The sequence below is a fragment of the Pseudomonas sp. rhizo66 genome (genome assembly GCF_031931925.1).
Taxonomy (GTDB): domain Bacteria; phylum Pseudomonadota; class Gammaproteobacteria; order Pseudomonadales; family Pseudomonadaceae; genus Aquipseudomonas.
Map to the genome: position 1 here is coordinate 22074 of NZ_JAUJWZ010000019.1, position 22856 is coordinate 44929.

Consider the following 22856-nt stretch of genomic DNA (forward strand, 5'->3'; position numbering starts at 1 on the left):
TCCTCCAGTCATCAAGGTTGAACACGCTGCTGCAAACATAAGCACGCTATCGAACAGGATGTAAGTGAATGTATCATCGACCCGCAACGGTCGGACGCAAGGTCCACCGATGGATGACACCCTGCTAGCACCCCGTCATTGCGCAACGGAATAACTGATATCAACCGAAGGTGTCTTCTGCCCATCCGGTTTGCCCCATAGCCTTAGCGCATTCTTTCGCTGGATCGAGAAACCTTATGACCACCACCACTCACGCAATGACCCGAGGCATGGTGCTGCTGTTCGCCTTCTGCTGCGGCGCCATCGTTGCCAACATCTACTACGCGCAGCCGATCATCGGCCTGATCGCGCCGGACATCGGTCTCTCCGACACCATGGCCAGTTTCATCGTCTCGCTGACGCAAATCGGTTATGCGCTGGGCCTGTTCTTCCTGGTGCCGCTGGCCGATCTGCTGGAAAACCGCCGGTTGATGATCATCACCACCGTGGTGGCGATTGCCAGTCTGTTGGCGGCGGCGTTTACCGATCAGCCGAATGTGTTTTTGCTGATCTCGCTGCTGGTGGGCTTCAGTTCGGTGTCGGTGCAGATCCTGATTCCGCTGGCGGCACATCTGGCGCCGGAAGAGTCTCGTGGCCGGGTGGTCGGCGGGATCATGGGCGGCCTGCTGCTGGGCATACTGTTGGCGCGGCCAGTGTCGAGCGTGGTGGCCGACCACTTGGGCTGGCGGGCGATGTTCATGATTGCCGCCGCATTGATGGCGGCGATCAGCGTGGTACTCGCGCTCACCGTGCCCAAGCGCCAGCCTGATCACAGCGCCACGTATGGCCAGTTGATCGGTTCACTGTGGACGTTACTGCGCCAGCAACCGGTACTGCGTCAGCGTGCGTTTTATCAGGGCTGCATGTTCGCCACCTTCAGCCTGTTCTGGACGGCGGTGCCGCTGGAACTGGCGCGCAACCATGGCCTGTCGCAAAGCGAGATCGCGATATTCGCCCTGGTCGGCGCCATCGGGGCCATCGCCGCGCCGATCAGCGGACGCCTGGCCGACGCCGGCCATACCCGCATCGCCTCGCTGCTGGCCATGCTGTTCGCCAGCCTGAGCTTCCTGCCCGCCTTCATCCACCCGGCCTACAGCGTCATCGGCCTGGCCGTGACCGGCGTGGTGCTCGATTTCTGCGTACAGATGAACATGGTCCTCGGCCAACGCGCGGTGTACTCGCTGGACGCAAAAAGTCGTGGCCGCTTGAACGCGCTGTACATGACCAGCATCTTCATCGGCGGCGCCTTCGGCTCGTCGGTGGCGAGTGCGGTGTACGAGCATGGCGGCTGGTTGTGGATTGTGATTGTGGGGAGTGTGTTCCCGTTGTTGGCGTTGTTGCGGTTTTTGAGTGTTTCGCAGCGTGGTTCATTGGCGACGGCGTGAAAGCTTCGCGAGCAGGCTCGCTCCCGCAGGTTATTCACTAAGCCTGGGGGAGCGATGAGTTTCAATATCGAACCAGTTTCTCCATCGCCGCATCCGCCAGAAAGGAGGAGCGGCTTTTGACGTTGTGTTCGCGCACGTAACGGTCGATTCGCTGAATCACGTAACCGGGCAGCGTTACGTTGACTTTCTCGGTCTTGCCCAGATACGGCGAAATATCCAGCTCAAGCATGCCCCAGCCCATGTCGGCAAATTCCGGATTACTGCGATGAGCGGATGCCGAAGTCGGCATAGGAATCGACTTCCCGTCCGCCGCAATCTCCTGCAGCATGATGTGGGCGACTTCAACCGCCGCCTTGTAGGCATCTTCAAAGCTATCCCCTGCTGTAACGGCGCCGGGAATATCGGGGATCTGAATACCGATGGCAGTGTTCTCGTCTCCCCACTCGATACAGATTGGATATTGCATTATGGATCTCCTTCGAAACTGGCTGGCGGGTTGTACAACCCGGCACGCCGCCTGATGCTTTTGACTGTCCCCAACGGCAAATCCTTTTTCGGATGAGGGACGGGAATCGTGTTCGGATTGTATCGGTGCCTGAAGATGTGATGACTGCCGGTCACCCGATCCAACGTCCAGCCCGCCTCCTCCAGCGCCTTGATCAATAGCCTGCTCTGCACCAACCGCCTCCTTGCCTTGGCCTCACAAAAATAACTCTAGAGTTACCTTTACTCAAGCACGGAAATTGGCAGAACGACGTCTGGTTGTTTTACATAGTGTGATTGAAACCGCTAAACCCTGAGCGTTGTGCAGCACTTCCATGAGCAACTTCTGTGAGCACCCAACAGGCACACAGCAAAACGGCGATCCGAAGATCGCCGTTTTCATTCACTGCCCGAACTGTTTGCCCAACCCCGGTGGCACACCGTGGATGTTGGTGTCTTCCCAAGGGCCGTTGGGGCTGACCGAGCGGCTCCAGCCGTTGTTCCAGCGGTAGTAGGTGCGCTGGCGGTAGAAGGTGTTGGTCTGGTCGTCGAGGACGTAGACGCCGAGTTTCTGGTCCCAGTGGCTATTGCCGCCCGGTGGCGGGGCGAAGCTGGCCGAGGTGCGCGGGACCGGTTTCGACGGCTTGGCCGGGATGCTTTTGCCCGGCGTCGGTGAGGTCGACGGCGTCGGACTTGGCTGAGACGGCGGGATCGGCGGCAGGTTGGTGGTCGGTTCCGGTCGTTGCACCGCACATGCACTCAAGCCCAGGGCCAGTGTGAGGACTGTGATTCGGGCGATGGTGTGCATGGCGGTGCTTTCCTGTTGTGTCCGGCTATTTGTCCGGGCTGTCGATGGTCAGTTTTTGTAGCGCAGTGGTGCTGCTGGCCAGAGGGCCGCTGCGACCGACCCACTCGCCGGCAGTCGGTTGGCCAGCGCGGGAGATGCGCGCAACCAGTTGGACTTCAGGGAAGTTCGACAGTTTCAACTGCGGCATCATTGCGTCGGCATCGCCCAGTTCGACGGTCACCGGCAGATCGGCCACGGTCAGGCGTTTGGCCGCCAGCGGTGCCGGCGGACCGGACGTCGCGCGGGCAAAGATGAACACGCTGTCGCCCGGCTGCACTTTGCTTCTCAGTTCGCTGGCCAGATCGACGCTGACTTTCAACAGCGCAGCTTTCGCGGGTACGGGGGCCTGAGCGACCTTGCCACCGCTGGCTTGCAGTCGCTCGGCGGCGCGTGTGATCCCGCCTTGCAGCGCGGCACGGGAGCTATCCTCCGGCGGCAATTGCGCCAGCAAGCGGTTCCAGTAATCGATGGCTTCCTGATAACGCTCGCCTTCAAACGCGGCGATGCCGAGCAGACCCAGGCTGGTGACTTCTTTCGGATCCGCCTTCAGCGCTTCGTCAGTCAGCGCCTGAATCTTCGCCGACCACTTCTTGCCGTCAGCAAAGTATTGCGCCTGTGCCCACTGGCCGAGGAGTTCCGGTTGACGACCGGCCAGATTGGCAGCACGTTCGAACATCTTCGCCGCGTCCGCCGGGCGCTCTTGCGCCATGTAGGTCCGGCCGAGGAAATACAGGCCTTCGGCAGAATCCGGTTGCGCCGCGACGGCACGCTCCAGACGTTGGGTCATCTCTTCCATCGACTGCGGTGCCTGGGCGAATTCGCGGGTCAGTTCGACCTTGTCGGCCGCACCGAAATGCAGATACAGGCCCAGGCCCAACACCGGCACCAATATTGCCGCCAGCAACGGCAAGGGTTTACCCAGCTTCGACACACGCGGTGCGGCAACGCCTTCGGTATCCGCCAGCAGCTCACGCGCAGCCTCGGCGCGGCCGCTGTCCATTTGCGCCGCGTCGAGCACGCCTTCAGCCTGTTGCGACTGCAACTCGGCGACACGTTCCTGATACAGCGCAACGTTCAGGGCAGTACGATCCTCTTCACGCTGGGCGCGTCGTTCACGCAGCACCGGGATCAGCAGAAAACTCAGGGCGACCAGAAGCAACAGCCCTGCGGCAAGCCAGAAATCAATCATTCTTGGTTTTTATCCAACAGTTGGTCGAGGCGCTGACGCTCTTCACTGGACAGCGCTTGCGGAGTCTCGGCGCGCTGGCCGCGGCGACGGCGGACGATCACCGCGATCACCACCAAACCACCGAGCAGCAGACCGGCCGGGCCGAACCACAGCAGTGCGGTCTTGGCATTGAGTGCCGGTTTGTAGCGGACGAAATCACCGTAGCGATCCACCATGAAGTCGATGATCTGCTGGTTGTCCTTGCCCTCGCCGAGCATACGGAAAATCTCTTTGCGCAAGTCCGCGGCAATTGGTGCGTTGGAGTCGGCAATGTCCTGGTTCTGGCACTTGGGGCAGCGCAGCTCCTTGGTCAGTTCGCGGAAACGCTCACGATCACCTTCTTTGGCGAACTCATACGTATCAATAGCAGCATGGGCGACACCGGCCAGACTCAAGCCCAGAACCACGGCAGCGAGAAAACGCTTCATGGCTTGGCCTCGTCGACCAGCGCCTGATACTTGGCCGCGAGTTTTTCGCGCCAGACCTGCTCATCGATTACGCCGACGTACTTGTCGCGGATGATGCCCTTGGCGTCGATGAAGAAGGTCTCTGGTGCGCCGTAGACGCCCAGATTGAGGCCCAGCGAGCCCTCTTCGTCACGAATATCCAGCGCATACGGATTGTGGAATTCGGCCAGCCACTTCAAGGCATCGGCGTTGGTGTCCTTGTAGTTGATCCCGTAGATCACCACGCCACGCTCGGCGAGTTTGTTCAGCACCGGATGCTCGACCCGGCAGGAAATGCACCAGGTGCCCCACACGTTGACCAGCGCCGGTTTACCGAGAATGTCAGCCTTGGTCAGGTTCTTGTCGCCCTGCACGTTCGGCAGGGAAAACTCCGGGAACGGCTTGTTGATCATCGCCGACGGCAACTCCGCCGGATCGAGGTACAGACCGCGATAAAGAAACACCGCCACCAGCAGGAAAATCGCCAGTGGCACCAGCATCAACCAACGTCTCATGCAGCCGCTCCCGTCATGCCCAGTGCTTCACGCACCTTGGCTTTCACCTTGACCCGATAACGTCGATCCAGCGCCGCCAGCAAACCACCCAGACCTGTGAGCAAACCGCCGAACCAGATCCAGCGCACAAACGGTTTGACGTGCACGCGCACCGCCCACGCGCCGTTGTCCAGCGGCTCACCGAGGGCGACGTAAAGGTCACGGGTGAAGCCAGCGTCGATCCCGGCTTCGGTCATCATCGAACTCTGCACGGTGTACAGACGTTTTTCCGGGTGCAGCACGCTGATTTCCTTGCCGTCGCGGATCACCCGAATGGTGCCTTTGTCCGACGTAAAGTTCGGCCCTTCGAAGTGCCTGGCGCCTTCGAAGATGAAGTGATAACCGGCCAGGTCCATCGACTCGCCCGGCGCCAGACGCAGGTCGCGTTCGGCACTGTTCTGGCTCGACAACACCACGCCCAACGCACACACGGCGATGCCGAGGTGGGCAATCTGCATGCCCCAATAGCTGCGAGTCAGGGTTGGCAAGCCTTTGATCAGACCTTTGTGGCGAGTCTTGTCGACGATGTCACGCACACCGGCGAGCAACACCCATGCAGCGAGCAGGAAAGTCGCGATCACCGCCCAGTTGAAATCGCCGTAAGCGACACCGGCCACCACTGCCAGCGCAACGCTGCCGAGCAGCACTGGCGTGAGCATGCCGGCCAGCCACTTCACCGGGGTGTCCTTCCAGCGCACGATCACGCCGATCGCCATCACCACCATCAGCAATCCCATCAACGGGATGAACAGCGCGTTAAAGTACGGCGGGCCGACCGACATCTTCGCGCCGCTCAGGGCATCGAGAATCAGCGGGTACAGCGTGCCGAGCAGGATCATCGACGCCGCCACCACCAACACCAGGTTATTGCCCAGCAGCAGGGTTTCCCTCGACCACAGGTTGAACCCGACCTGACTCTTGACCACTGGCGCGCGCAGGGCGAACAGCGTCAGCGAGCCGCCGACCACAAACAACAGGAAGATCAGGATGAACACGCCGCGCTCCGGATCGGAGGCAAACGCATGCACCGAAGTCAGCACGCCGGAACGTACGAGGAAGGTGCCGAGCAGGCTCAGGGAGAACGCGGCGATCGCCAGCAACACGGTCCAGCTCTTGAACACGCCACGTTTTTCCGTGACCGCCAGCGAGTGGATCAGCGCAGTGCCGACCAGCCAAGGCATGAAGGAGGCGTTTTCCACCGGGTCCCAGAACCACCAGCCACCCCAGCCGAGTTCGTAGTAGGCCCACCACGAACCGAGGGTGATGCCAATACCGAGGAACGCCCAGGCGACGATGGTCCACGGACGCGACCAGCGCGCCCACGCCGCATCGAGACGACCGCCCATCAACGCCGCGATGGCGAAGGCGAACGCCACCGAAAAGCCGACGTAACCCATGTACAACATCGGCGGATGAACGATCAGGCCGATGTCTTGCAACAGTGGATTGAGGTCAGCGCCATTGCTGGGCATTTGCGGCAGGATGCGCTTGAACGGGTTGGACGTGAGGATCAGGAACAGCAGGAAACCGGTGCTGATCATGCCCATCACCGCCAGCACCCGCGCCAGCATTACCTGCGGCAACTGCCGCGAGAACACCGATACCGCGAAGGTCCAGCCGCCAAGAATCAGTGCCCAGAGCAGCAACGAACCTTCGTGGGCGCCCCATACGGCGCTGAATTTGTAGTACCACGGCAACGCGGTGTTGGAGTTGTTGGCGACATAGGCGACAGAGAAGTCATCGGTCATGAACGCGTAGGTCAGAATGCCAAACGCGAACAGCAAAAATGCAAACTGCCCCCACGCGGCCGGCTGGGCCAGACTCATCCAGAAACGGTCGCCGCGCCAGGCACCGACCAAGGGCACCACGGCCTGCACCAGGGCTAAACACAGGGCCAGAATCATCGCCAGATGGCCGAGCTCAGGAATAAAAATTGCCGAACTCATCGATCAACCCTCCTTCGCAGGCGTTGGCGCGGATTGACCGCTGTCTTTCAAGGCTTTGGTCACTTCCGGTGGCATGTATTTCTCGTCGTGCTTGGCCAGCACTTCATCGGCCACCACCACGCCGTCGGCGTTGAGCTTGCCGAGGGCAACGATGCCCTGCCCTTCGCGAAACAGATCCGGGAGGATGCCACGGTAGGCGATGGTCACGGATTTGTTGAAGTCGGTGACGACGAATTTGACGTCGAGCGAATCCGGCGAGCGTTGCAGCGAGCCCTTCTCGACCATGCCGCCGGCGCGGATGCGCGTGTCTTGCGGCGCTTCGCCATTGGCGATCTGGGTCGGCGTGTAGAACAGATTGATGTTCTGCTGCAGGGCGCTGAGGGCCAGGCCGACGGCAGCGCCGACCCCGACCAGAATGGCCAGAATGATGATCAGACGTTTCTTGCGCAGCGGATTCACTTGCTGTTCTCCCGGCGCAGACGACGCGCCTCTTGTTGCAGATAACGCTTGCGGGCCGCGATCGGCGCCACCACGTTGAGGATCAGCACCGCCAGACAGATGCCGTAGGCCGACCAGACATACAGGCCATGATGGCCCATGGCGAGGAAGTCGCCGAATGAAGCAAAACTCATCGAGCGGCCTCCAGACTGTGCTGCACTTCTTCTTTCACCCAACTGGCGCGAGCCTCACGCTTGAGCACCTCAAGACGCATGCGCAACAACAGCACGGCGCCGAAGAAGCAGTAGAAACCCAGCACCGTCAGCAGCAGTGGCAGCCACATCTCGGCAGGCATCGCCGGTTTTTCAGTGAGGGTGAAGGTCGCACCCTGGTGCAGGGTATTCCACCACTCCACCGAGTATTTGATGATCGGAATGTTGATCACACCGACGATGGCCAATACCGCGCAGGCCTTGGCGGCGCTGTCGCGGTTGCTGATGGCATTGCCCAGCGCAATCACGCCGAAATACAGGAACAGCAGAATCAGCATCGAGGTCAGACGCGCATCCCACACCCACCACGAACCCCACGTCGGTTTGCCCCAGATTGCCCCGGTGACCAGCGCTACGGCGGTCATCCACGCGCCGATCGGTGCGGCGCATTGCAGGGCGACATCGGCCAGTTTCATCTTCCACACCAGCCCGACCACGCCGCACACCGCCAGCATCACGTAGATCGACTGAGCGAGCATCGCGGCGGGTACGTGGATATAGATGATGCGAAAGCTGTTGCCTTGCTGGTAATCCGGCGGCGCGAAGGCCAGGCCCCAAACGACGCCGACACCAATCAACAGCAACGCTGCAATGCTCAGCCATGGCAAGAACTTGCTGCTGATGCCGTAGAACCACTTGGGCGAGCCGAGCTTGTGAAACCAGGTCCAGTTCATACTGTTTCCATCACGGGTGCCGCTCATCGGTGTGAGCAGTCTCAGGGTCTTTGCTGGTTAAATTTTAACCAGACCTCATTATTCGCCGACGCTGATCTTCAGGCCAGCAGCTATTGCAAACGGTGTCAGGGTGATCGCCAGGGCGGTCAGGCTACCCAGCCACAGCAGATACCCGGTCGCCGGCATGCCTTGCAACGCGGCCTGCAAGGCGCCACTGCCAAGGATCAACACCGGGATGTACAACGGCAGAATCAGCAGCGCCAACAACAGACCGCCACGTTTCAGACCGACCGTCAGTGCCGCGCCCACCGCGCCGAGCAAGCTCAGCACCGGTGTTCCCAGCAGCAACGAAAGCAGCAAAACCGGCAGACAGGCAGCAGGCAAACCGAGCATCAACGCCAGCAGCGGTGAGAGCAAAACCAGTGCCAGACCGGAGAAGAGCCAGTGTGCCAGCACCTTGGCCAAGACCAGAAGTGGCAGCGGGTGCGACGAAAGGACCCACTGTTCCAGGGATCCGTCTTCGAAATCACTGCGGAAAAGCCCGTCCAGCGAGAGCAGGACTGACAAAAGCGCCGCCACCCAGACTAACCCGGGAGACAGGTTTTGCAACACTTGAGTTTCCGGGCCGACGGCAAGCGGGAACAAAGCGATGACGATGGCAAAGAAAATCAGCGGATTGGCCAGTTCCGCCGGGCGGCGAAACAGCAGTCGGGATTCACGGGCAACCAGCAGGCCAAACACACTCATACTGCCCAGTTCCCCAGATCGATGTCGCGATAACCGGCCGGCATCCGGCTCAGCGTGTGGTGCGTGGTCAACACCACCAGACCGCCGCGCTCGCAGTGCCCGGCCAAGTGTTCTTCCAGTTGCGCCACGCCCTGCTTGTCCAATGCGGTAAACGGCTCATCGAGAATCCACAGCGGCGGGCTGTCCAGATACAAACGCGCCAGCGCCACGCGGCGTTGCTGACCGGCGGACAGGCTGTGGCAGGGAACATCTTCGAAACCGCGCAATCCTACGGCTGCCAGCGCTTGCCAAATGGCGTCGCGCTCGGCGGGATGATGCAGGGCACAGAGCCAGGAGAGGTTTTCTTCCGGGGTGAGCAAATCCTTGATCCCGGCGGCGTGGCCGATCCACAGCAGGTTGCGTGCGAGTTCGCTGCGTTGTTCGGTCAGCGGCTGGCCATTGAGCAGGACTTGTCCGGCGGTCGGCTGCATCAACCCGGATAGCAAACGTAACAAACTGGTTTTGCCGCTGCCGTTGGGCCCGCTGATCTGCACCATATCGCCACTGGCCAGTCTCAATTCGAGATTTTCGAAGAGCAACCTGAGATCACGTTCACACGCGAGGGCAACGGTTTGCAGGACAGGACTGGTCAAGGGATCACGGGCCTTATACGGTTCAAGTCGGCTCTGGCGCGGCCGTTAAAGAGATGCAGCATAGACGCATTGACGGCTCGATCTAGAGAGCTGGGTCAAACAATTGCTATGTTTTTTGAACGAAGCGCAAGACGGGCGGCATTATACATGCAGTGCCTTACTCTCAAGAGTGCATTTTCCTCAGGTTGTGTCCGCGTATGACAGGCGAAATGAACATCCTCCCGCTCCCGCCCACCACCCCGGCGACCGTTCGCCCGCAGGTCGGTGAGCTGCTCAAGCTGCTGACCCCGGTCGAAGGCTTGATCGGCGCCGGGCAAAGCGCCAAGGCCGAGGTGTTGTCGCTCAAGCAGGCGGACCAGACCTTTCAGTTATTGCTCAAGGTGACCGTCGACGGCGGACGCCAGACCACCGTGCAAGCGACCAGCAATCTGCCGCTGCCCCAAGGCACCAGTCTGGCGATCACCCAGCCCTCGGCGGGCAATCTGGCGATTACCGTGCAGCAAGCCATTGCCAGCAGCGTCGCCGCCCTCACCCGCATCGACACCGCGCAATTGCCGGTCGGCACACTGCTGCAAGGCAAGGTGCTGACCTCGCAGGCGCTGCCGCAGACGCCGGGGCAAGCGGCGGTATTCCGCTCCTTGGTCAGCCTGCTCAACACCGCACAGAGCGGCAGCACACTGACCATCGACAGCCCGCAACCGCTGCGCATCGGCACCCTGCTTTCGGCATTGGTCGAAGACGCACAAACCCTGAAATTCCTGCCGATGAGCAGCCGCCAGGAACAACTGGCTGTGAGTCAGCAACTGCTCGGCCAGCAAAGTCGTCAGGCCTCCCTGACGGGGTTGCTGAACGCGTTGCAAAACCTGCCGAGCGATACCGATCAGACCTCGCAGGATTTGCGTGCCGTGGTCGACAAACTGCTCGCCAGCCTGCCGGACGTGCAGCAACTGAGTACCGCCAAAGGCGTGGCACTGGCCTTGGCCAACAGCGGCGCGTTCCTCGAAGCCAAACTGCTGACCGGGCAGAACCCGACGCTAGCCCCGGACATGAAAGCCGACCTGCTCAAGCTGATCGCACAACTGACCCCGGGCCTGCCGAGCAACACCAGTTTCAACGCGATCATCGCCGCCAACACCCTGGCGCAAGCGCTGCCGAGTTTCGTCCGCAACGCGCTAGGCATGCTTGGCCAGGTCAGCGCGAAACCGCTACCCAGCAGCTTCCCGCTGCCCGAGCGTTTGCTGCAAAGCCTGGACGGCGAAGGCGATCTGGAACAGTTGCTGCGCCTCGCCGCTGCCGCTGTTTCGCGCCTGCAAAGCCATCAGCTATCGAGCCTGGAACAGACTGGCGTCACCGACGACGGGCGCCTGCTCAGCACCTGGCAACTGGAAATTCCCATGCGCAACCTGCAGGACATCGTGCCGTTGCAGGTCAAGTTTCAGCGTGAAGAAGCGCCGGAGCGAGAACCGCAACCGAACGAGCGCCGCGATGAGCGCGAGCCCAGGCAACAATTGTGGCGCGTCGATCTGGCGTTCGACATGGAACCGCTCGGGCCGCTGCAGATTCAGGCGCAACTGATCGCCGGCAGCCTGTCCAGCCAACTGTGGGCCGAACGCCCGTACACTGCGGACCTGATCGAAAACAACCTGTTTGCCCTGCGCCAGCGTCTGCTCGATCGCGGGCTCAACGTCGGCGATATCGACTGCCACCACGGCACCCCGCCGCAAGGCAACCAAACCCGTCTCGAACACCGCTGGGTCGACGAAACCGCATGAACGATTCCACTGCCCCACGCCAGGCCATCGCCCTCAAATACGACGGCAACCACGCCCCGACCCTCACCGCCAAAGGGGATGACGAACTGGCCGAAGAAATCCTGCGCATTGCTCGCGATTGCGAAGTGCCGATTTATGAAAACGCTGAGTTGGTGCGCTTGCTGGCGCGCATGGAACTGGGCGACAGCATTCCCGAAGAGCTGTATCGCACCATCGCCGAGATCATCGCGTTTGCGTGGAATCTGAAGGGCAAATTCCCCGAAGGGCAGGACCCGAATGCGCCGATGGTCGAGAAGGACATCACCGATCGCGGGGATGATTACTGAGCCTTAAAAGCAAAAGATCGCAGCCTTCGGCAGCTCCTACATGAGATCTCTGTAGGAGCTGCCGAAGGCTGCGATCTTTTGGCCGCTAAAAGCTCGAAGCTACTAGCTGCTTTTGTGAAGCTTGCGCATCAACTCCGCCTCAGCCTGGGTCAACCCGCAGGACTGAGTCAGTTCATCGACGCTTGCGCCCATGCCCACCAGTTTCGCCGCCTGGGCGAATGACAGGCTCGACGGGTCGCGTTGTTCAAGCGCAACAATCTTGTCCGGCAACGGATTCACCACCGCGCGCAACTCGTGCAGGGCGTCGCCCATGCGCACGTTGCCGTTCTGGTAATCGTCGACACGCTTGGCCAGGTCCTTGATGCGCTGATCACGCAGCGCATCGCCCTGAGCCTGTTGCGCAGCGATCACTCGCTGCGCCTTGATGTACGACACAAACATTGCCAGTGTGCCTGCCCAGAAGAGGAACAGGACAATGACCGCGACCTCGAGAATCAATCAGATGCTCTCCAGTTCCGACCATTCTTCTTCGCTCATCATCTTGTCCAGCTCGACCAGGATCAGCAACTCGTTGTTCTTGTTGCACACGCCCTGGATGAACTTGGCCGACTCTTCGTTGCCGACGTTCGGCGCCGTCTCGATTTCCGACTGACGCAGGTAAACCACTTCGGCCACGCTGTCGACCATGATGCCGACGACTTGCTTGTCGGCTTCGATGATGACGATACGGGTGTTGTCGCTGATCTCGCCGCTGTGCAGGCCGAAGCGCTGACGGGTGTCGATCACGGTGACCACGTTACCGCGCAGATTGATGATGCCCAGCACGTAGCTCGGCGCGCCCGGCACCGGGGCGATCTCGGTGTAGCGCAACACTTCCTGCACGCGCATCACGTTGATGCCGTAGGTCTCGTTGTCCAGTTTGAAGGTCACCCATTGCAGGATCGGATCTTCAGAACCTTTTGCATTCGTCGCCTGACTACTCATACCCTGACCCCTCGAAAAAACCGCTCTGGGCGGTGTGTGTTCTGTGTGGCGGCATTCAACAATGCCGTCGCCTGATTGTTATGTCGGCTGCTAAGTCGGTTTATGTAGCGGCTTTTGGCCGCCGAGGTGCTTTGCCCCACCGCTGGCGATCAACTCGGCCAGTGCGGAAACATCAAGCAATGCACACATGTGCTCAATCACGGTGCCGGCAAGCCATGGCCGCTGACCCCGGTGACTTCTCCATTTGATTTCATTCGGGTCCAGACGCAACGAGCGGCTGACCTGATGCACCGCCAGCCCCCACTCGTAACCTTGTACCGAAATCACGTACTGCAGGCCCTGACGGAAGTCATCGCGATAGCGATCGGGCATGACCCAGCGCGCGGTGTCCAACACTTTCAGATTGCCGGCCTGGCTCGGCAGGATCCCGAGGAACCATTCCGGCTGGCCGAACAACGGTGTCAGCTCGTGGCCGGCCAGCGAATAGATTGAACCAAGGCACACCAGCGGCACGGCGAGGGTCAGGCCGGCGACGTCGAACAACAGGCATTCGAACGCTTCCGAGGCCCAGGCCGGGCGACCATCGGCTTCCACCGGTGGCGGCGTGTTGTTCGGCGGCAGATGCACTTCCACCAGCGGCGTAACCAGCGTCTGCTCAATCGGCGCGGGCGCAACTGGAGCCGGAGCCGGTTCGACCACCGCGGGTTCCGGCACGGTTCTCAGCAATTGGGTTTGCAGCAACGGCGCCAGTGTCGAGACCGGCGCGCGAACCGGCTCGGCCTCTTCGATCAATGCCACCGGTGCTTTCGCCACCGCCGCAACGGCAGGCGCGATAACCGGCGCGGCAGGCCTGGCCGCTTTCTGTGCATCACGCGCCTGCTCTTCCAGCACCGCGGCCTGAAACTCGTCCAGCGCCTCGGTACTTTCTTCGACAACTTCGACTGGCGTCGGCAACGCGTCAGGAATTTCCTGGAGCAAACTGTCCAGATACGACTGCAAGGCCAACTGCGGCTTCGACGTCAACTTCAAAGGCCGGTTCATGCACAGTCCCCTGTAGGAGCTGCCGCAGGCTGCGATCTTTTGATCTTTTCAGAAGCGCCAAAAAGCCGGATCAAAAGATCGCAGCCTGCGGCAGCTCCTACAAGGTTCAACCTCATCTCAAGCCACCTGCGGAACAAGTTGTTGCGCCAACAGATGCTTGAGCAGCGCACGGTAGGCCAGCACGCCACGACTTTTGCCATCGAATTGCGAAGGCGTGACACCGGCTCGGCTGGCGTCGCGCAGACGGGTATCGACCGGGATATAACCCTGCCAGATCTCGTCGGGGAATTTGTCGCGCAGCACGCGCAAGGTATGCATCGAGGCTTGCGTGCGGCGATCGAACAGGGTCGGCACGATGCTGAACGGCAACGCCTGTTTGCGCGAGCGGTTGATCATCGCCAGGGTGTTGACCATGCGTTCCAGGCCTTTGACGGCGAGGTGTTCGGTCTGCACCGGGATCACCAGTTGCTGGCTCGCCGCGAGGGCGTTGACCATCAGCACGCCGAGCAACGGCGGGCTGTCGATCACCGCGTAATCGAAATCCTGCCACAGCTGCGCCAGACTCTTGGCGATCACCAGACCCAAGCCACTCTGCCCCGGCGACTGACGCTCCAGGGTGGCAAGCGCGGTGCTCGACGGCAGCAGGGAAATACGTTCATCGCTGGTCGACAGCAGTAACTGCCCCGGCAGGCCTTGCGGCACGCTGCCCTTGTGCAGAAACAGGTCGTAATTGCTGTGTTCCAGGCTGTCGGGGTCATAGCCGAAATAGCTGGTCATCGAGCCGTGCGGGTCGAGATCGACCACAACCACGCGCTTGCCCGCCTCGGCCAGCAATCCGGCTAAAGCGATGGAAGATGTGGTTTTACCGACACCACCCTTTTGATTGGCGACTGCCCAGACTCTCATTCAGTTCGTTCCTCCCGGCCGATATGCTCGACCGAGACATAGCTCAGCGTGTTAATGCGGGTGACGGAGAATTGACGGCACTCTCGCGTCCCGGCGTCTTGACCGGGGTCGGTGCAGTTTGTGTGCCAGCACGCTTCAACGCAGCGTCCGGTTGCGCATGGGCGGTCCCGGTGCCCGTGAGGCTGCGGCGCACATCGAGATTGCGCGACACCACCAGCACCACGCGACGGTTCTTCGCGCGGCCTTCAGCGGTGGCGTTATTGGCCACCGGCTGAAATTCACCGTAACCCACCGACGCCAGGCGACCTGGGTTGACGCCCTGCATCGCCAGCATGCGCACGATGCTCGCCGAACGCGCCGAGGACAGCTCCCAGTTGGTCGGGTACTGCGCGGTGCGGATCGGTTGATCGTCGGTGAAACCTTCGACATGGATCGGGTTATCGAACGGTTTGAGGATCGCCGCGACCTTGTCGATGATGTTGAACGCGATATCACTCGGCATCGCATCGCCGCTGCCAAACAACAGGCTGGAATTGAGTTCGATCTCGACCCACAACTCGTTGCCGCGCACGGTCATCTGGTTGGAGCTGATCAAGTCGCCGAACGCGGCGCTGATGTCATCGGCGATGCTTTTCAGCGGATCGCTGGCACCGGCAATACCGGCGTCGACCTGCTCGGCGTCCTTGACCAGCGGCTTGGCCGGGGTCACGGTTTTCGGTCGTTCATCGCCAATCGGGATCGGTTTGAGCGAGCGGTCGGAGTCGGTGAAGACCCCGATCAGCGCTTCGGAAATGACTTTGTACTTGCCTTCGTTGATCGACGAAATCGAGTACATCACCACGAAGAACGCGAACAACAGCGTGATGAAATCCGCGTAGGACACGAGCCAGCGCTCGTGATTGACGTGTTCTTCCTGGTGGCGACGACGAGCCATGAGGTTATTCCCTTAATCCATGAAGCCTTGCAGCTTCAACTCAATGGAGCGAGGGTTTTCACCTTCGGCGATCGACAAGATCCCTTCCAACAACATTTCGCGATAACGCGACTGCCGCAACGCGATTGACTTCAGCTTGGCCGCCACGGGCAATAACACCAGGTTGGCACTGGCCACGCCGTAAATGGTCGCGACGAAGGCCACGGCAATGCCGCTGCCCAATTGCGTCGGATCGGCGAGGTTACCCATCACGTGGATCAGGCCCATCACCGCACCGATGATGCCGATGGTTGGCGCGTAGCCGCCCATGCTTTCAAAGACTTTTGCGGCCTCGATGTCGCGGGCTTCCTGGGTGTAGAAATCCACTTCAAGGATGCTGCGGATCGCTTCCGGCTCAGCACCGTCGACCAGCAATTGCAGGCCTTTGCGCGAGTAGTTGTCGGGTTCGGCATCGGCCACGCCTTCCAGGCCCAGCAGGCCTTCCTTGCGCGCGGTGAGGCTCCAGTTGACGACGCGATCGATGCCGCCGGCCAGATCGACCCGTGGCGGAAACAGAATCCAGGCGAGGATCTGCATGGCGCGCTTGAACGCGCTCATCGGCGATTGCAGCAGTGCGGCACCGATGGTGCCGCCCAGTACGATCAGCGCCGCCGGGCCGTTGGCCAGCGCACCGAGATGTCCACCTTCCAGGTAGTTGCCGCCGATGATGGCGACGAACGCCATGATGATCCCGATAAGGCTTAGAACATCCATCAGAGGCACGCCTCGACAATGTGCTTGCCGATGTCGTCGAGGCTGTACACCGCGTCGGCGAGGTCGGCTTTGACGATGGCCATCGGCATGCCGTAGATCACGCAGCTGGCCTCATCTTGCGCCCACACCGCGCTGCCGCCCTGCTTGAGCAGACGCGCGCCTTCACGGCCGTCGGCGCCCATGCCGGTCAGCACTACCGCCAGAACTTTGTCGCCGTAGGATTTCGCCGCCGAACCGAAGGTGATGTCCACGCACGGCTTGTAGTTCAGGCGCTCGTCACCCGGGAGGATTTTCACCGCGCCACGGCCGTCGATCATCATTTGCTTGCCACCCGGTGCCAGCAGCGCCAGGCCCGGACGCAGGATGTCGCCATCCTCGGCTTCCTTGACGCTGATGCGGCAGAGCTTGTCGAGGCGTTCGGCGAAGGCCTTGGTGAACGCTGCCGGCATGTGCTGGATCAGCACGATCGGCGCCGGGAAGTTCGCCGGCAACTGGGTCAGCACACGTTGCAGGGCCACCGGGCCGCCGGTCGATGTCCCGATGGCAACCAGTTTGTAGGCCTTGCGTTTCGGTGCTGGCGACGAAGCACTGGCCGCCGGCGCGCGAGTCGGTGCCGGCGCAGGGGCCGGACGTGCCGGCGCGCTGGCGCTGTGGCTGCTGAAGCTCGACGCTGCCGGAGCAGGCGTCGGGGCTGGCGCAGCCACAGGCGCAGGCGCGCTGTAGGCACTGAAGCGACGGTTGCTGCGCGAGATGCTGTGGACCTTCTCGCACAGCAGTTGCTTGACCTTCTCCGGATTACGCGAGATGTCTTCGAAATTCTTCGGCAGGAAATCCACCGCACCAGCATCCAGCGCATCGAGGGTGACCCGAGCGCCTTCGTGCGTCAGCGAGGAGAACATCAACACCGGGGTCGGGCAGCGCTGCATGATGTGCCGCACTGCCGTGATGCCGTCCATCATCGGCATCTCGTAGTCCATGGTGATCACGTCCGGCTTGAGCGCCAGAGCCTGATCGATCGCCTCTTTACCGTTGGTGGCGGTGCCGACCACCTGGATGCTCGGATCCGCTGAAAGAATTTCCGAGACGCGGCGGCGGAAAAAACCTGAATCGTCCACCACCAGGACTTTGACTGCCATAAACACTCCATTAGGTGCAGCGGGACGTTGTCGCCCCGCCACCCCGGATTCAAATACGCTTCGTGGCGTAACGCTTGAGCATGCTTGGAACATCGAGAATCAGCGCGATGCGGCCGTCACCAGTGATGGTGGCGCCGGACATGCCCGGAGTGCCCTGCAGCATTTTGCCCAATGGCTTGATGACCACTTCTTCCTGGCCGACCAGTTGATCGACGACGAAGCCGATCCGCTGAGTGCCCACCGAAAGGATCACCACATGGCCTTCACGCTGCTCTTCGTGAGCGGCGGAGCTGACCAGCCAGCGCTTGAGGTAGAACAATGGCAAGGCCTTGTCCCGCACGATCACCACTTCCTGACCGTCGACGACGTTGGTGGTCGACAGGTCGAGGTGGAAGATTTCGTTGACGTTGACCAACGGGAACGCAAACGCCTGATTGCCGAGCATCACCATCAGGGTTGGCATGATCGCGAGGGTCAGCGGCACCTTGATGACGATCTTCGAGCCCTGGCCCTTGGTCGAGTAAATGTTGATCGAACCGTTGAGCTGGGAAATCTTGGTCTTCACCACGTCCATGCCGACACCGCGGCCGGACACGTCGGAGATCTCGGTCTTGGTCGAGAAACCCGGGGCGAAAATCAGGTTGTAGCACTCGGTATCGCTGAGGCGATCGGCCGCGTCCTTGTCCATCACACCGCGTTTTACCGCGATCGAACGCAGGACGTTCGGATCCATGCCTTTACCGTCATCGGAGATCGACAGCAGGATGTGGTCGCCTTCCTGCTCGGCGGCCAGGACAACACGACCGCCACGGGCCTTGCCCGAGGCTTCGCGTTCTTCCGGCGACTCGATGCCGTGGTCGACGGCGTTGCGCACCAAGTGGACCAGCGGGTCGGCCAGGGCCTCGACAAGGTTTTTGTCGAGGTCGGTTTCTTCACCCACCAGTTCCAGGTTGATCTCTTTCTTGAGCTGACGTGCCAGGTCGCGAACCAGACGCGGGAAGCGCCCGAAGACCTTCTTGATCGGCTGCATCCGGGTCTTCATCACCGCGGTCTGCAAGTCTGCCGTGACCACGTCGAGGTTCGACACGGCCTTGGACATGGCTTCGTCGCCGCTGTTGAGGCCCAGGCGTACCAGACGGTTACGCACCAGCACCAACTCGCCAACCATGTTCATGATTTCGTCGAGACGCGCGGTGTCGACCCGCACGGTGGTCTCGGCTTCGCTAGCCGGTTTTTCCGGTGGCGGCGCAGCGGCGGCACGGGCCGGAGCCGGTGCAGCAGCGGCAGCCGGTTTTGGCGTTTCGGCTTTCGGCTCAGGCTTGGGCGCGGCTTTCGGCGCAGCAGCCGGAGCGGCCGCAGCCTTGGCCGCAGGCGCAGCCACCGTCGAAGCGGCGCCGGCAGGCGCGGCACCAACGTCAGTGAACTTGCCTTTGCCGTGCAATTCGTCGAGCAGCGATTCGAACTCGTGATCGCTGATCAGATCGCTGCCGGCCGCCGCAGCGGTCGGTGCGGCTGGCGCAGCCGGTGCCGAGGCAATCGCCGACTCCAGCGCTTCAACGGCAAAGTTGCCCTTGCCATGCAGTTGATCGAGCAGGGCTTCGAATTCGTCGTCGGTGATGTCCGAGCTGTCGCCCGCCGCAGGCGCTGCCGGCGCCGCAGCAGTCGGTGCCACGGCATCCGCCGCGAACTGGCCTTTGCCGTGCAACTGATCGAGCAACGACTCGAACTCGGCATCGGTGATTTCATCGCTCGCAGCTTCAGCAGCCGTTTGCACAGGGGCAGCAACGGCCGGGGCTTCGGCTTCAGCCTTGACGGCGTTCAGCGAGTCCAGCAGCTGTTCAAATTCGTTATCGGTGATGTCGCCCGACGCGTCGCCTTCGACGACCAGTTCTTCGATCATCTCGGCCACTGGCGAAGCCGGGGCTTCGTCCGCCGATTGCGGTTCGGCCAGGCGCGCCAGGGCGGCCAGCAGTTCCGGGGTGGCGGCGGTGATCGGCGCACGCTCGCGGACTTCGCTGAACATGCTGTTCACCGCGTCCAGTGCTTCGAGGACAACGTCCATCAGTTCTGCATCAACGCGACGCTCACCCTTGCGCAGGATGTCGAACACGTTTTCGGCGATGTGACAGCACTCCACCAGCTCGTTGAGCTGAAGGAAGCCGGCGCCCCCTTTTACAGTGTGGAAACCGCGAAAAATTGCGTTGAGCAGATCTGCGTCATCCGGACGGCTTTCCAGCTCGACCAGTTGTTCGGACAGTTGCTCAAGAATCTCGCCGGCCTCAACCAGGAAATCCTGAAGGATCTCTTCATCGGCGCCGAAGCTCATTAATGGGGTGCTCCTACAGGTCTAAAAACCCAAAAAACCTAAAATTCCAAAACACTAGAATCCGAGGCTGGATAACAAATCGTCCACATCGTCCTGACCGGACACAACGTCTTCTCGTTTATCGGCATGAATCTGCGGACCTTCACCCTGCGAGAGATGTTTTTGTGGATCTTTTTCTGCAAGCATCGCGGCGCGGTCATGTTCGATGCCCGCAAAGCGGTCGACTTGACTGGCCATGAGCACGAGTTTGAGCAAATTGCTTTCGACTTCGGTGACCAGTTGGGTCACCCGCTTGATCACCTGACCGGTCAGGTCCTGGTAATCCTGGGCCAGCAGGATGTCGTTGAGATTGCTCGACACTGCACGGTTGTCCGTGCTGCTGCGTGACAGAAAACCGTCGACCCGGCGCGCCAGTTCACGGAACTCCTCAGCCCCGACCTCGCGACGCATGAAACGCCCCCAATCGGCGCTCAAGGTCTGCGCTTCATCAGCCAGACTGTTGACCACCGGCGTGGCGCTTTCCACCAGATCCATGGTGCGGTTGGCCGCGGCTTCCGTCAGCTTGACCACATAGCCCAGGCGTTCAGTGGCGTCGGTGATTTGCGACACTTCCTCGGCCTGTGGCATGTGCGGATCGATCTGGAAGTTGACGATCGCACTGTGCAGTTCACGTGTGAGCTTGCCCACTTCCTGGTACAGGCCGCGGTCACGGGTCTGATTGAGCTCATGGATCAGTTGCACAGCGTCGCCGAACCTGCCTTTTTCAAGGCTTTCGACCAGTTCGACCGCGTGTTTTTTCAGGGTCGATTCGAAATCGCCCTGTGAAGATTCGTTATGCTCCATAGCTCCCCCGCGCGTTCATCAGCCGATGCGTTCGAAAATCTTCTCGATTTTGTCTTTCAACGCCTGAGCCGTGAAAGGTTTGACTACGTAGCCGTTTACACCGGCCTGGGCGGCTTCAATGATCTGCTCGCGCTTGGCTTCAGCCGTGACCATCAGGACTGGCAGGTGCTTGAGTTTTTCATCGGCACGCACATGGCGCAGCAGGTCGATACCGGTCATGCCCGGCATGTTCCAGTCCGTTACCAGAAAGTCGATGCTGCCGCTGTTGAGCACTGGAATGGCAGTGGTGCCATCGTCAGCCTCGACGGTGTTGGTGAACCCAAGATCACGCAGCAGGTTCTTGATGATCCGCCGCATCGTTGAGAAGTCATCAACGATGAGGATTTTCATGTCTTTGTTCAATTCGACCTCCAAGCAGTCTTAAACGCGCCCAGCACCTGGACGCGCCACTTCAATCAATCGGCGCAGCACTCGAAGACTGTCTGGAGCACAACAGAGCAAGACCGGTGCCGTTCATCACCGCACCAGCCTCGTTCGCAGTGTCCCCACACTGCCTTCAGCGCGCTCGCCACTCCCCCAAACGCCCCCGCAAACGGGCCGCGCACTGGCTGTGTAACTGGCTGACCCGCGATTCACTGACGCCAAGGACTTCACCGATCTCCTTGAGGTTCAGCTCTTCGTCGTAGTACAGCGCCAACACCAGTCGCTCACGCTCCGGCAAATTGGCAATCGCGTCCGCCAGCGCTGCCTGGAAGCGTTCATCTTCCAGATCGCGTGACGGCTCCATATGAGCACTCGCGCCATCCTCGTGCAGCCCTTCGTGTTCGCCGTCCTGCAACAGGTCGTCGAAACTGAACAGGCGACTGCCCAAGGTGTCATTCAAAATCCCGTAGTAATCGTCGAGACTCAATTGGAGTTCGGCCGCAACCTCGTGATCTTTAGCATCACGGCCGGTTTTAGCTTCAATTGAGCGAATTGCGTCGCTGACCATACGGGTATTGCGGTGAACCGAGCGTGGCGCCCAATCCCCTTTGCGCACTTCGTCGAGCATCGCGCCGCGGATTCGTATGCCCGCGTACGTTTCGAAACTGGCGCCTTTGCTGGCGTCATATTTGGTCGAGACTTCGAGCAGGCCGATCATCCCGGCCTGGATCAGGTCTTCGACCTGCACACTCGCCGGCAAGCGTGCCAGCAAGTGGTAGGCAATGCGTTTGACCAGTGGCGCGTAACGCTCGATCAGCTCGTACTGCGCGTCACGTGCCGACTTCTTGTAGTAGTTCATACCGCTTGCGGTCATAGCACGGGCCCTGCCGTTTGCTGCACGAGGCGCTCGACGAAAAACTCAAGGTGGCCACGCGGGTTGGCGGGCAGCGGCCAGGTATCGACCTTCTGCGCAATCGCCTTGAACGCCAGCGCGCACTTGGAACGCGGAAAGGCTTCGTACACCGCGCGCTGCTTCTGCACCGCTTTACGCACGCTTTCGTCGTAAGGCACGGCGCCGACGTATTGTAGGGCCACGTCAAGGAAGCGATCCGTGACCTTGGTCAACTTGGCGAACAGGTTGCGCCCTTCCTGCGGGCTCTGCGCCATGTTGGCGAGGACGCGGAAGCGGTTCATGCCGTAATCGCGGTTGAGCAATTTGATCAGCGCGTAGGCGTCGGTAATGGAAGTCGGCTCATCGCAGACCACCAGCAACACTTCTTGCGCGGCGCGCACAAAACTGACTACCGAGTCACCAATACCCGCAGCGGTGTCGATCACCAATACGTCGAGATTGTCGCCGATGTCGCTGAACGCCTGAATCAGGCCGGCATGTTGCGCCGGGCTCAGGTGCACCATGCTTTGCGTGCCGGACGCCGCCGGCACGATGCGGATGCCACCGGGGCCTTGCAACAGCACGTCGCGCAACTCGCAACGGCCTTCGATGACGTCGGCCAGCGTGCGTTTAGGGGTCAGCCCCAACAATACGTCAACGTTCGCCAGACCGAGGTCGGCGTCCAGCAGCATGACCCGACGGCCAAGCTCTGCCAGCGCCAGCGACAAGTTCACTGACACGTTAGTCTTGCCGACGCCACCTTTGCCGCCGGTCACCGCGATCACCTGTACGGGATGCATGCTGCCCATGTTATTTCTTTACCTTGTCT

27 protein-coding genes are annotated in these 22856 nt (G+C 60.9%); 3 read left to right on the forward strand and 24 right to left on the reverse strand.

Going from position 1 to position 22856, the window contains the following annotated elements; all coding sequences use genetic code 11:
* Positions 1 to 236 precede the first annotated feature (236 nt).
* Positions 237 to 1424 carry an MFS transporter gene (locus tag QZR14_RS21560; protein ID WP_123452775.1) on the forward strand — a complete coding sequence of 396 codons (1188 nt, stop codon included), beginning with the start codon at positions 237 to 239 and terminating at the stop codon, positions 1422 to 1424.
* Positions 1425 to 1485: 61 nt separating this feature from the next.
* On the opposite strand, the gene QZR14_RS21565 is transcribed toward QZR14_RS21560, so the two are convergent.
* From QZR14_RS21565 to ccmA, 12 genes are all read right to left on the reverse strand, one after another.
* Positions 1486 to 1890 carry a type II toxin-antitoxin system HicB family antitoxin gene (locus QZR14_RS21565; protein WP_123452773.1) on the reverse strand — a complete coding sequence of 135 codons (405 nt, stop codon included), beginning with the start codon at positions 1888 to 1890 and terminating at the stop codon, positions 1486 to 1488.
* Positions 1890 to 2102 (reverse strand): type II toxin-antitoxin system HicA family toxin, encoded by a 213-nt coding sequence (locus QZR14_RS21570; protein WP_311997708.1) that lies wholly within the window; start codon positions 2100 to 2102, stop codon positions 1890 to 1892. Before QZR14_RS21570 ends, QZR14_RS21565 begins: the two co-directional genes overlap by 1 nt.
* A gap of 208 nt (positions 2103 to 2310) precedes the next feature.
* A complete protein-coding gene (locus QZR14_RS21575) occupies positions 2311 to 2715 on the reverse strand; it encodes a hypothetical protein (protein WP_093439844.1) in 405 nt (134 codons plus the stop codon).
* Positions 2716 to 2740: 25 nt separating this feature from the next.
* Positions 2741 to 3943 (reverse strand): c-type cytochrome biogenesis protein CcmI, encoded by a 1203-nt coding sequence (ccmI, locus tag QZR14_RS21580; RefSeq protein ID WP_250603811.1) that lies wholly within the window; start codon positions 3941 to 3943, stop codon positions 2741 to 2743.
* Positions 3940 to 4410 (reverse strand): cytochrome c-type biogenesis protein, encoded by a 471-nt coding sequence (locus QZR14_RS21585; protein WP_095050203.1) that lies wholly within the window; start codon positions 4408 to 4410, stop codon positions 3940 to 3942. Before QZR14_RS21585 ends, ccmI begins: the two co-directional genes overlap by 4 nt.
* On the reverse strand, positions 4407 to 4943 hold the full coding sequence (locus QZR14_RS21590; RefSeq protein ID WP_311997710.1) for a DsbE family thiol:disulfide interchange protein: 537 nt from the start codon (positions 4941 to 4943) through the stop codon (positions 4407 to 4409). The genes QZR14_RS21585 and QZR14_RS21590 overlap by 4 nt, the downstream gene beginning before the upstream one ends.
* Positions 4940 to 6928: a heme lyase CcmF/NrfE family subunit gene (locus tag QZR14_RS21595; RefSeq protein WP_311997711.1), complete on the reverse strand. Its 1989-nt coding sequence runs from the start codon at positions 6926 to 6928 to the stop codon at positions 4940 to 4942. Before QZR14_RS21595 ends, QZR14_RS21590 begins: the two co-directional genes overlap by 4 nt.
* 3 nt (positions 6929 to 6931) lie before the next feature.
* The gene (gene ccmE, locus QZR14_RS21600; RefSeq protein ID WP_034151526.1) at positions 6932 to 7387 is read right to left on the reverse strand and encodes a cytochrome c maturation protein CcmE; all 456 of its coding nucleotides are present in this window, start codon (positions 7385 to 7387) and stop codon (positions 6932 to 6934) included.
* Positions 7384 to 7560: a heme exporter protein CcmD gene (gene ccmD / locus QZR14_RS21605; RefSeq protein WP_250603803.1), complete on the reverse strand. Its 177-nt coding sequence runs from the start codon at positions 7558 to 7560 to the stop codon at positions 7384 to 7386. Before ccmD ends, ccmE begins: the two co-directional genes overlap by 4 nt.
* Positions 7557 to 8312: a heme ABC transporter permease gene (locus QZR14_RS21610; protein ID WP_016987487.1), complete on the reverse strand. Its 756-nt coding sequence runs from the start codon at positions 8310 to 8312 to the stop codon at positions 7557 to 7559. The genes ccmD and QZR14_RS21610 overlap by 4 nt, the downstream gene beginning before the upstream one ends.
* A 78-nt stretch (positions 8313 to 8390) precedes the next feature.
* Positions 8391 to 9059, reverse strand: a complete 669-nt coding sequence (gene ccmB, locus QZR14_RS21615) for a heme exporter protein CcmB (RefSeq protein WP_007919970.1) — start codon at positions 9057 to 9059, stop codon at positions 8391 to 8393.
* Positions 9056 to 9691, reverse strand: coding sequence for a cytochrome c biogenesis heme-transporting ATPase CcmA (gene ccmA, locus QZR14_RS21620; RefSeq protein WP_034151524.1), 636 nt, complete (start codon positions 9689 to 9691; stop codon positions 9056 to 9058). Before ccmA ends, ccmB begins: the two co-directional genes overlap by 4 nt.
* Before the next feature lie 197 nt (positions 9692 to 9888).
* On the opposite strand from ccmA, the gene fliK reads away from it, so the two are divergent.
* Together fliK and QZR14_RS21630 are read left to right on the forward strand one after the other, a co-directional pair.
* A complete protein-coding gene (gene fliK / locus QZR14_RS21625) occupies positions 9889 to 11463 on the forward strand; it encodes a flagellar hook-length control protein FliK (protein ID WP_250603801.1) in 1575 nt (524 codons plus the stop codon).
* Entirely contained in the window at positions 11460 to 11789 is a 330-nt protein-coding gene (locus QZR14_RS21630; RefSeq protein ID WP_007919976.1) for an EscU/YscU/HrcU family type III secretion system export apparatus switch protein, read from the forward strand. The genes fliK and QZR14_RS21630 overlap by 4 nt, the downstream gene beginning before the upstream one ends.
* A 102-nt stretch (positions 11790 to 11891) precedes the next feature.
* On the opposite strand, the gene QZR14_RS21635 is transcribed toward QZR14_RS21630, so the two are convergent.
* The 12 genes from QZR14_RS21635 to fleN form a co-directional block, all read right to left on the reverse strand.
* Positions 11892 to 12287: a DUF2802 domain-containing protein gene (locus QZR14_RS21635; protein WP_250603799.1), complete on the reverse strand. Its 396-nt coding sequence runs from the start codon at positions 12285 to 12287 to the stop codon at positions 11892 to 11894.
* Positions 12288 to 12773, reverse strand: coding sequence for a chemotaxis protein CheW (locus tag QZR14_RS21640; RefSeq protein ID WP_250603797.1), 486 nt, complete (start codon positions 12771 to 12773; stop codon positions 12288 to 12290).
* A gap of 90 nt (positions 12774 to 12863) precedes the next feature.
* Positions 12864 to 13814 (reverse strand): CheW domain-containing protein, encoded by a 951-nt coding sequence (locus tag QZR14_RS21645; protein WP_311997712.1) that lies wholly within the window; start codon positions 13812 to 13814, stop codon positions 12864 to 12866.
* A gap of 117 nt (positions 13815 to 13931) precedes the next feature.
* On the reverse strand, positions 13932 to 14720 hold the full coding sequence (locus tag QZR14_RS21650; protein WP_008077691.1) for a ParA family protein: 789 nt from the start codon (positions 14718 to 14720) through the stop codon (positions 13932 to 13934).
* Between the two features lie 43 nt (positions 14721 to 14763).
* Complete coding sequence (gene motD, locus QZR14_RS21655) at positions 14764 to 15654, reverse strand: flagellar motor protein MotD (protein ID WP_093439795.1); 891 nt, start codon at positions 15652 to 15654, stop codon at positions 14764 to 14766.
* 12 nt (positions 15655 to 15666) lie between these two features.
* Positions 15667 to 16407: a flagellar motor protein gene (locus QZR14_RS21660; protein ID WP_003222929.1), complete on the reverse strand. Its 741-nt coding sequence runs from the start codon at positions 16405 to 16407 to the stop codon at positions 15667 to 15669.
* Positions 16407 to 17543 carry a protein-glutamate methylesterase/protein-glutamine glutaminase gene (locus tag QZR14_RS21665; protein ID WP_311997713.1) on the reverse strand — a complete coding sequence of 379 codons (1137 nt, stop codon included), beginning with the start codon at positions 17541 to 17543 and terminating at the stop codon, positions 16407 to 16409. The genes QZR14_RS21660 and QZR14_RS21665 overlap by 1 nt, the downstream gene beginning before the upstream one ends.
* 49 nt (positions 17544 to 17592) lie before the next feature.
* Entirely contained in the window at positions 17593 to 19869 is a 2277-nt protein-coding gene (locus QZR14_RS21670) for a chemotaxis protein CheA (RefSeq protein WP_311997714.1), read from the reverse strand.
* Positions 19870 to 19923: 54 nt separating this feature from the next.
* On the reverse strand, positions 19924 to 20712 hold the full coding sequence (locus QZR14_RS21675; protein WP_042607546.1) for a protein phosphatase CheZ: 789 nt from the start codon (positions 20710 to 20712) through the stop codon (positions 19924 to 19926).
* A gap of 18 nt (positions 20713 to 20730) precedes the next feature.
* Complete coding sequence (locus tag QZR14_RS21680; protein WP_024012118.1) at positions 20731 to 21102, reverse strand: chemotaxis response regulator CheY; 372 nt, start codon at positions 21100 to 21102, stop codon at positions 20731 to 20733.
* Positions 21103 to 21268: 166 nt separating this feature from the next.
* Positions 21269 to 22009: an RNA polymerase sigma factor FliA gene (gene fliA / locus QZR14_RS21685; protein ID WP_093439777.1), complete on the reverse strand. Its 741-nt coding sequence runs from the start codon at positions 22007 to 22009 to the stop codon at positions 21269 to 21271.
* The gene (gene fleN / locus QZR14_RS21690; protein ID WP_003222917.1) at positions 22006 to 22836 is read right to left on the reverse strand and encodes a flagellar synthesis regulator FleN; all 831 of its coding nucleotides are present in this window, start codon (positions 22834 to 22836) and stop codon (positions 22006 to 22008) included. The genes fliA and fleN overlap by 4 nt, the downstream gene beginning before the upstream one ends.
* Positions 22837 to 22856: the final 20 nt, after the last annotated feature.

Bases quoted from the DNA above. Each gene is read 5' to 3' on its own strand.
- QZR14_RS21560 (WP_123452775.1), top strand. From the start codon at position 237: ATGACCACCACCACTCACGCAATGACCCGAGGCATGGTGCTGCTGTTC.
- QZR14_RS21565 (WP_123452773.1), bottom strand. From the start codon at position 1,890: ATGCAATATCCAATCTGTATCGAGTGGGGAGACGAGAACACTGCCATC.
- QZR14_RS21575 (WP_093439844.1), bottom strand. From the start codon at position 2,715: ATGCACACCATCGCCCGAATCACAGTCCTCACACTGGCCCTGGGCTTG.
- ccmI (WP_250603811.1), bottom strand. From the start codon at position 3,943: ATGATTGATTTCTGGCTTGCCGCAGGGCTGTTGCTTCTGGTCGCCCTG.
- QZR14_RS21585 (WP_095050203.1), bottom strand. From the start codon at position 4,410: ATGAAGCGTTTTCTCGCTGCCGTGGTTCTGGGCTTGAGTCTGGCCGGT.
- QZR14_RS21590 (WP_311997710.1), bottom strand. From the start codon at position 4,943: ATGAGACGTTGGTTGATGCTGGTGCCACTGGCGATTTTCCTGCTGGTG.
- QZR14_RS21595 (WP_311997711.1), bottom strand. From the start codon at position 6,928: ATGAGTTCGGCAATTTTTATTCCTGAGCTCGGCCATCTGGCGATGATT.
- ccmD (WP_250603803.1), bottom strand. From the start codon at position 7,560: ATGAGTTTTGCTTCATTCGGCGACTTCCTCGCCATGGGCCATCATGGC.
- QZR14_RS21610 (WP_016987487.1), bottom strand. From the start codon at position 8,312: ATGAACTGGACCTGGTTTCACAAGCTCGGCTCGCCCAAGTGGTTCTAC.
- ccmB (WP_007919970.1), bottom strand. From the start codon at position 9,059: ATGAGTGTGTTTGGCCTGCTGGTTGCCCGTGAATCCCGACTGCTGTTT.
- fliK (WP_250603801.1), top strand. From the start codon at position 9,889: ATGACAGGCGAAATGAACATCCTCCCGCTCCCGCCCACCACCCCGGCG.
- QZR14_RS21630 (WP_007919976.1), top strand. From the start codon at position 11,460: ATGAACGATTCCACTGCCCCACGCCAGGCCATCGCCCTCAAATACGAC.
- QZR14_RS21640 (WP_250603797.1), bottom strand. From the start codon at position 12,773: ATGAGTAGTCAGGCGACGAATGCAAAAGGTTCTGAAGATCCGATCCTG.
- QZR14_RS21645 (WP_311997712.1), bottom strand. From the start codon at position 13,814: ATGAACCGGCCTTTGAAGTTGACGTCGAAGCCGCAGTTGGCCTTGCAG.
- QZR14_RS21650 (WP_008077691.1), bottom strand. From the start codon at position 14,720: ATGAGAGTCTGGGCAGTCGCCAATCAAAAGGGTGGTGTCGGTAAAACC.
- motD (WP_093439795.1), bottom strand. From the start codon at position 15,654: ATGGCTCGTCGTCGCCACCAGGAAGAACACGTCAATCACGAGCGCTGG.
- QZR14_RS21660 (WP_003222929.1), bottom strand. From the start codon at position 16,407: ATGGATGTTCTAAGCCTTATCGGGATCATCATGGCGTTCGTCGCCATC.
- QZR14_RS21665 (WP_311997713.1), bottom strand. From the start codon at position 17,543: ATGGCAGTCAAAGTCCTGGTGGTGGACGATTCAGGTTTTTTCCGCCGC.
- QZR14_RS21670 (WP_311997714.1), bottom strand. From the start codon at position 19,869: ATGAGCTTCGGCGCCGATGAAGAGATCCTTCAGGATTTCCTGGTTGAG.
- QZR14_RS21675 (WP_042607546.1), bottom strand. From the start codon at position 20,712: ATGGAGCATAACGAATCTTCACAGGGCGATTTCGAATCGACCCTGAAA.
- QZR14_RS21680 (WP_024012118.1), bottom strand. From the start codon at position 21,102: ATGAAAATCCTCATCGTTGATGACTTCTCAACGATGCGGCGGATCATC.
- fliA (WP_093439777.1), bottom strand. From the start codon at position 22,009: ATGACCGCAAGCGGTATGAACTACTACAAGAAGTCGGCACGTGACGCG.
- fleN (WP_003222917.1), bottom strand. From the start codon at position 22,836: ATGGGCAGCATGCATCCCGTACAGGTGATCGCGGTGACCGGCGGCAAA.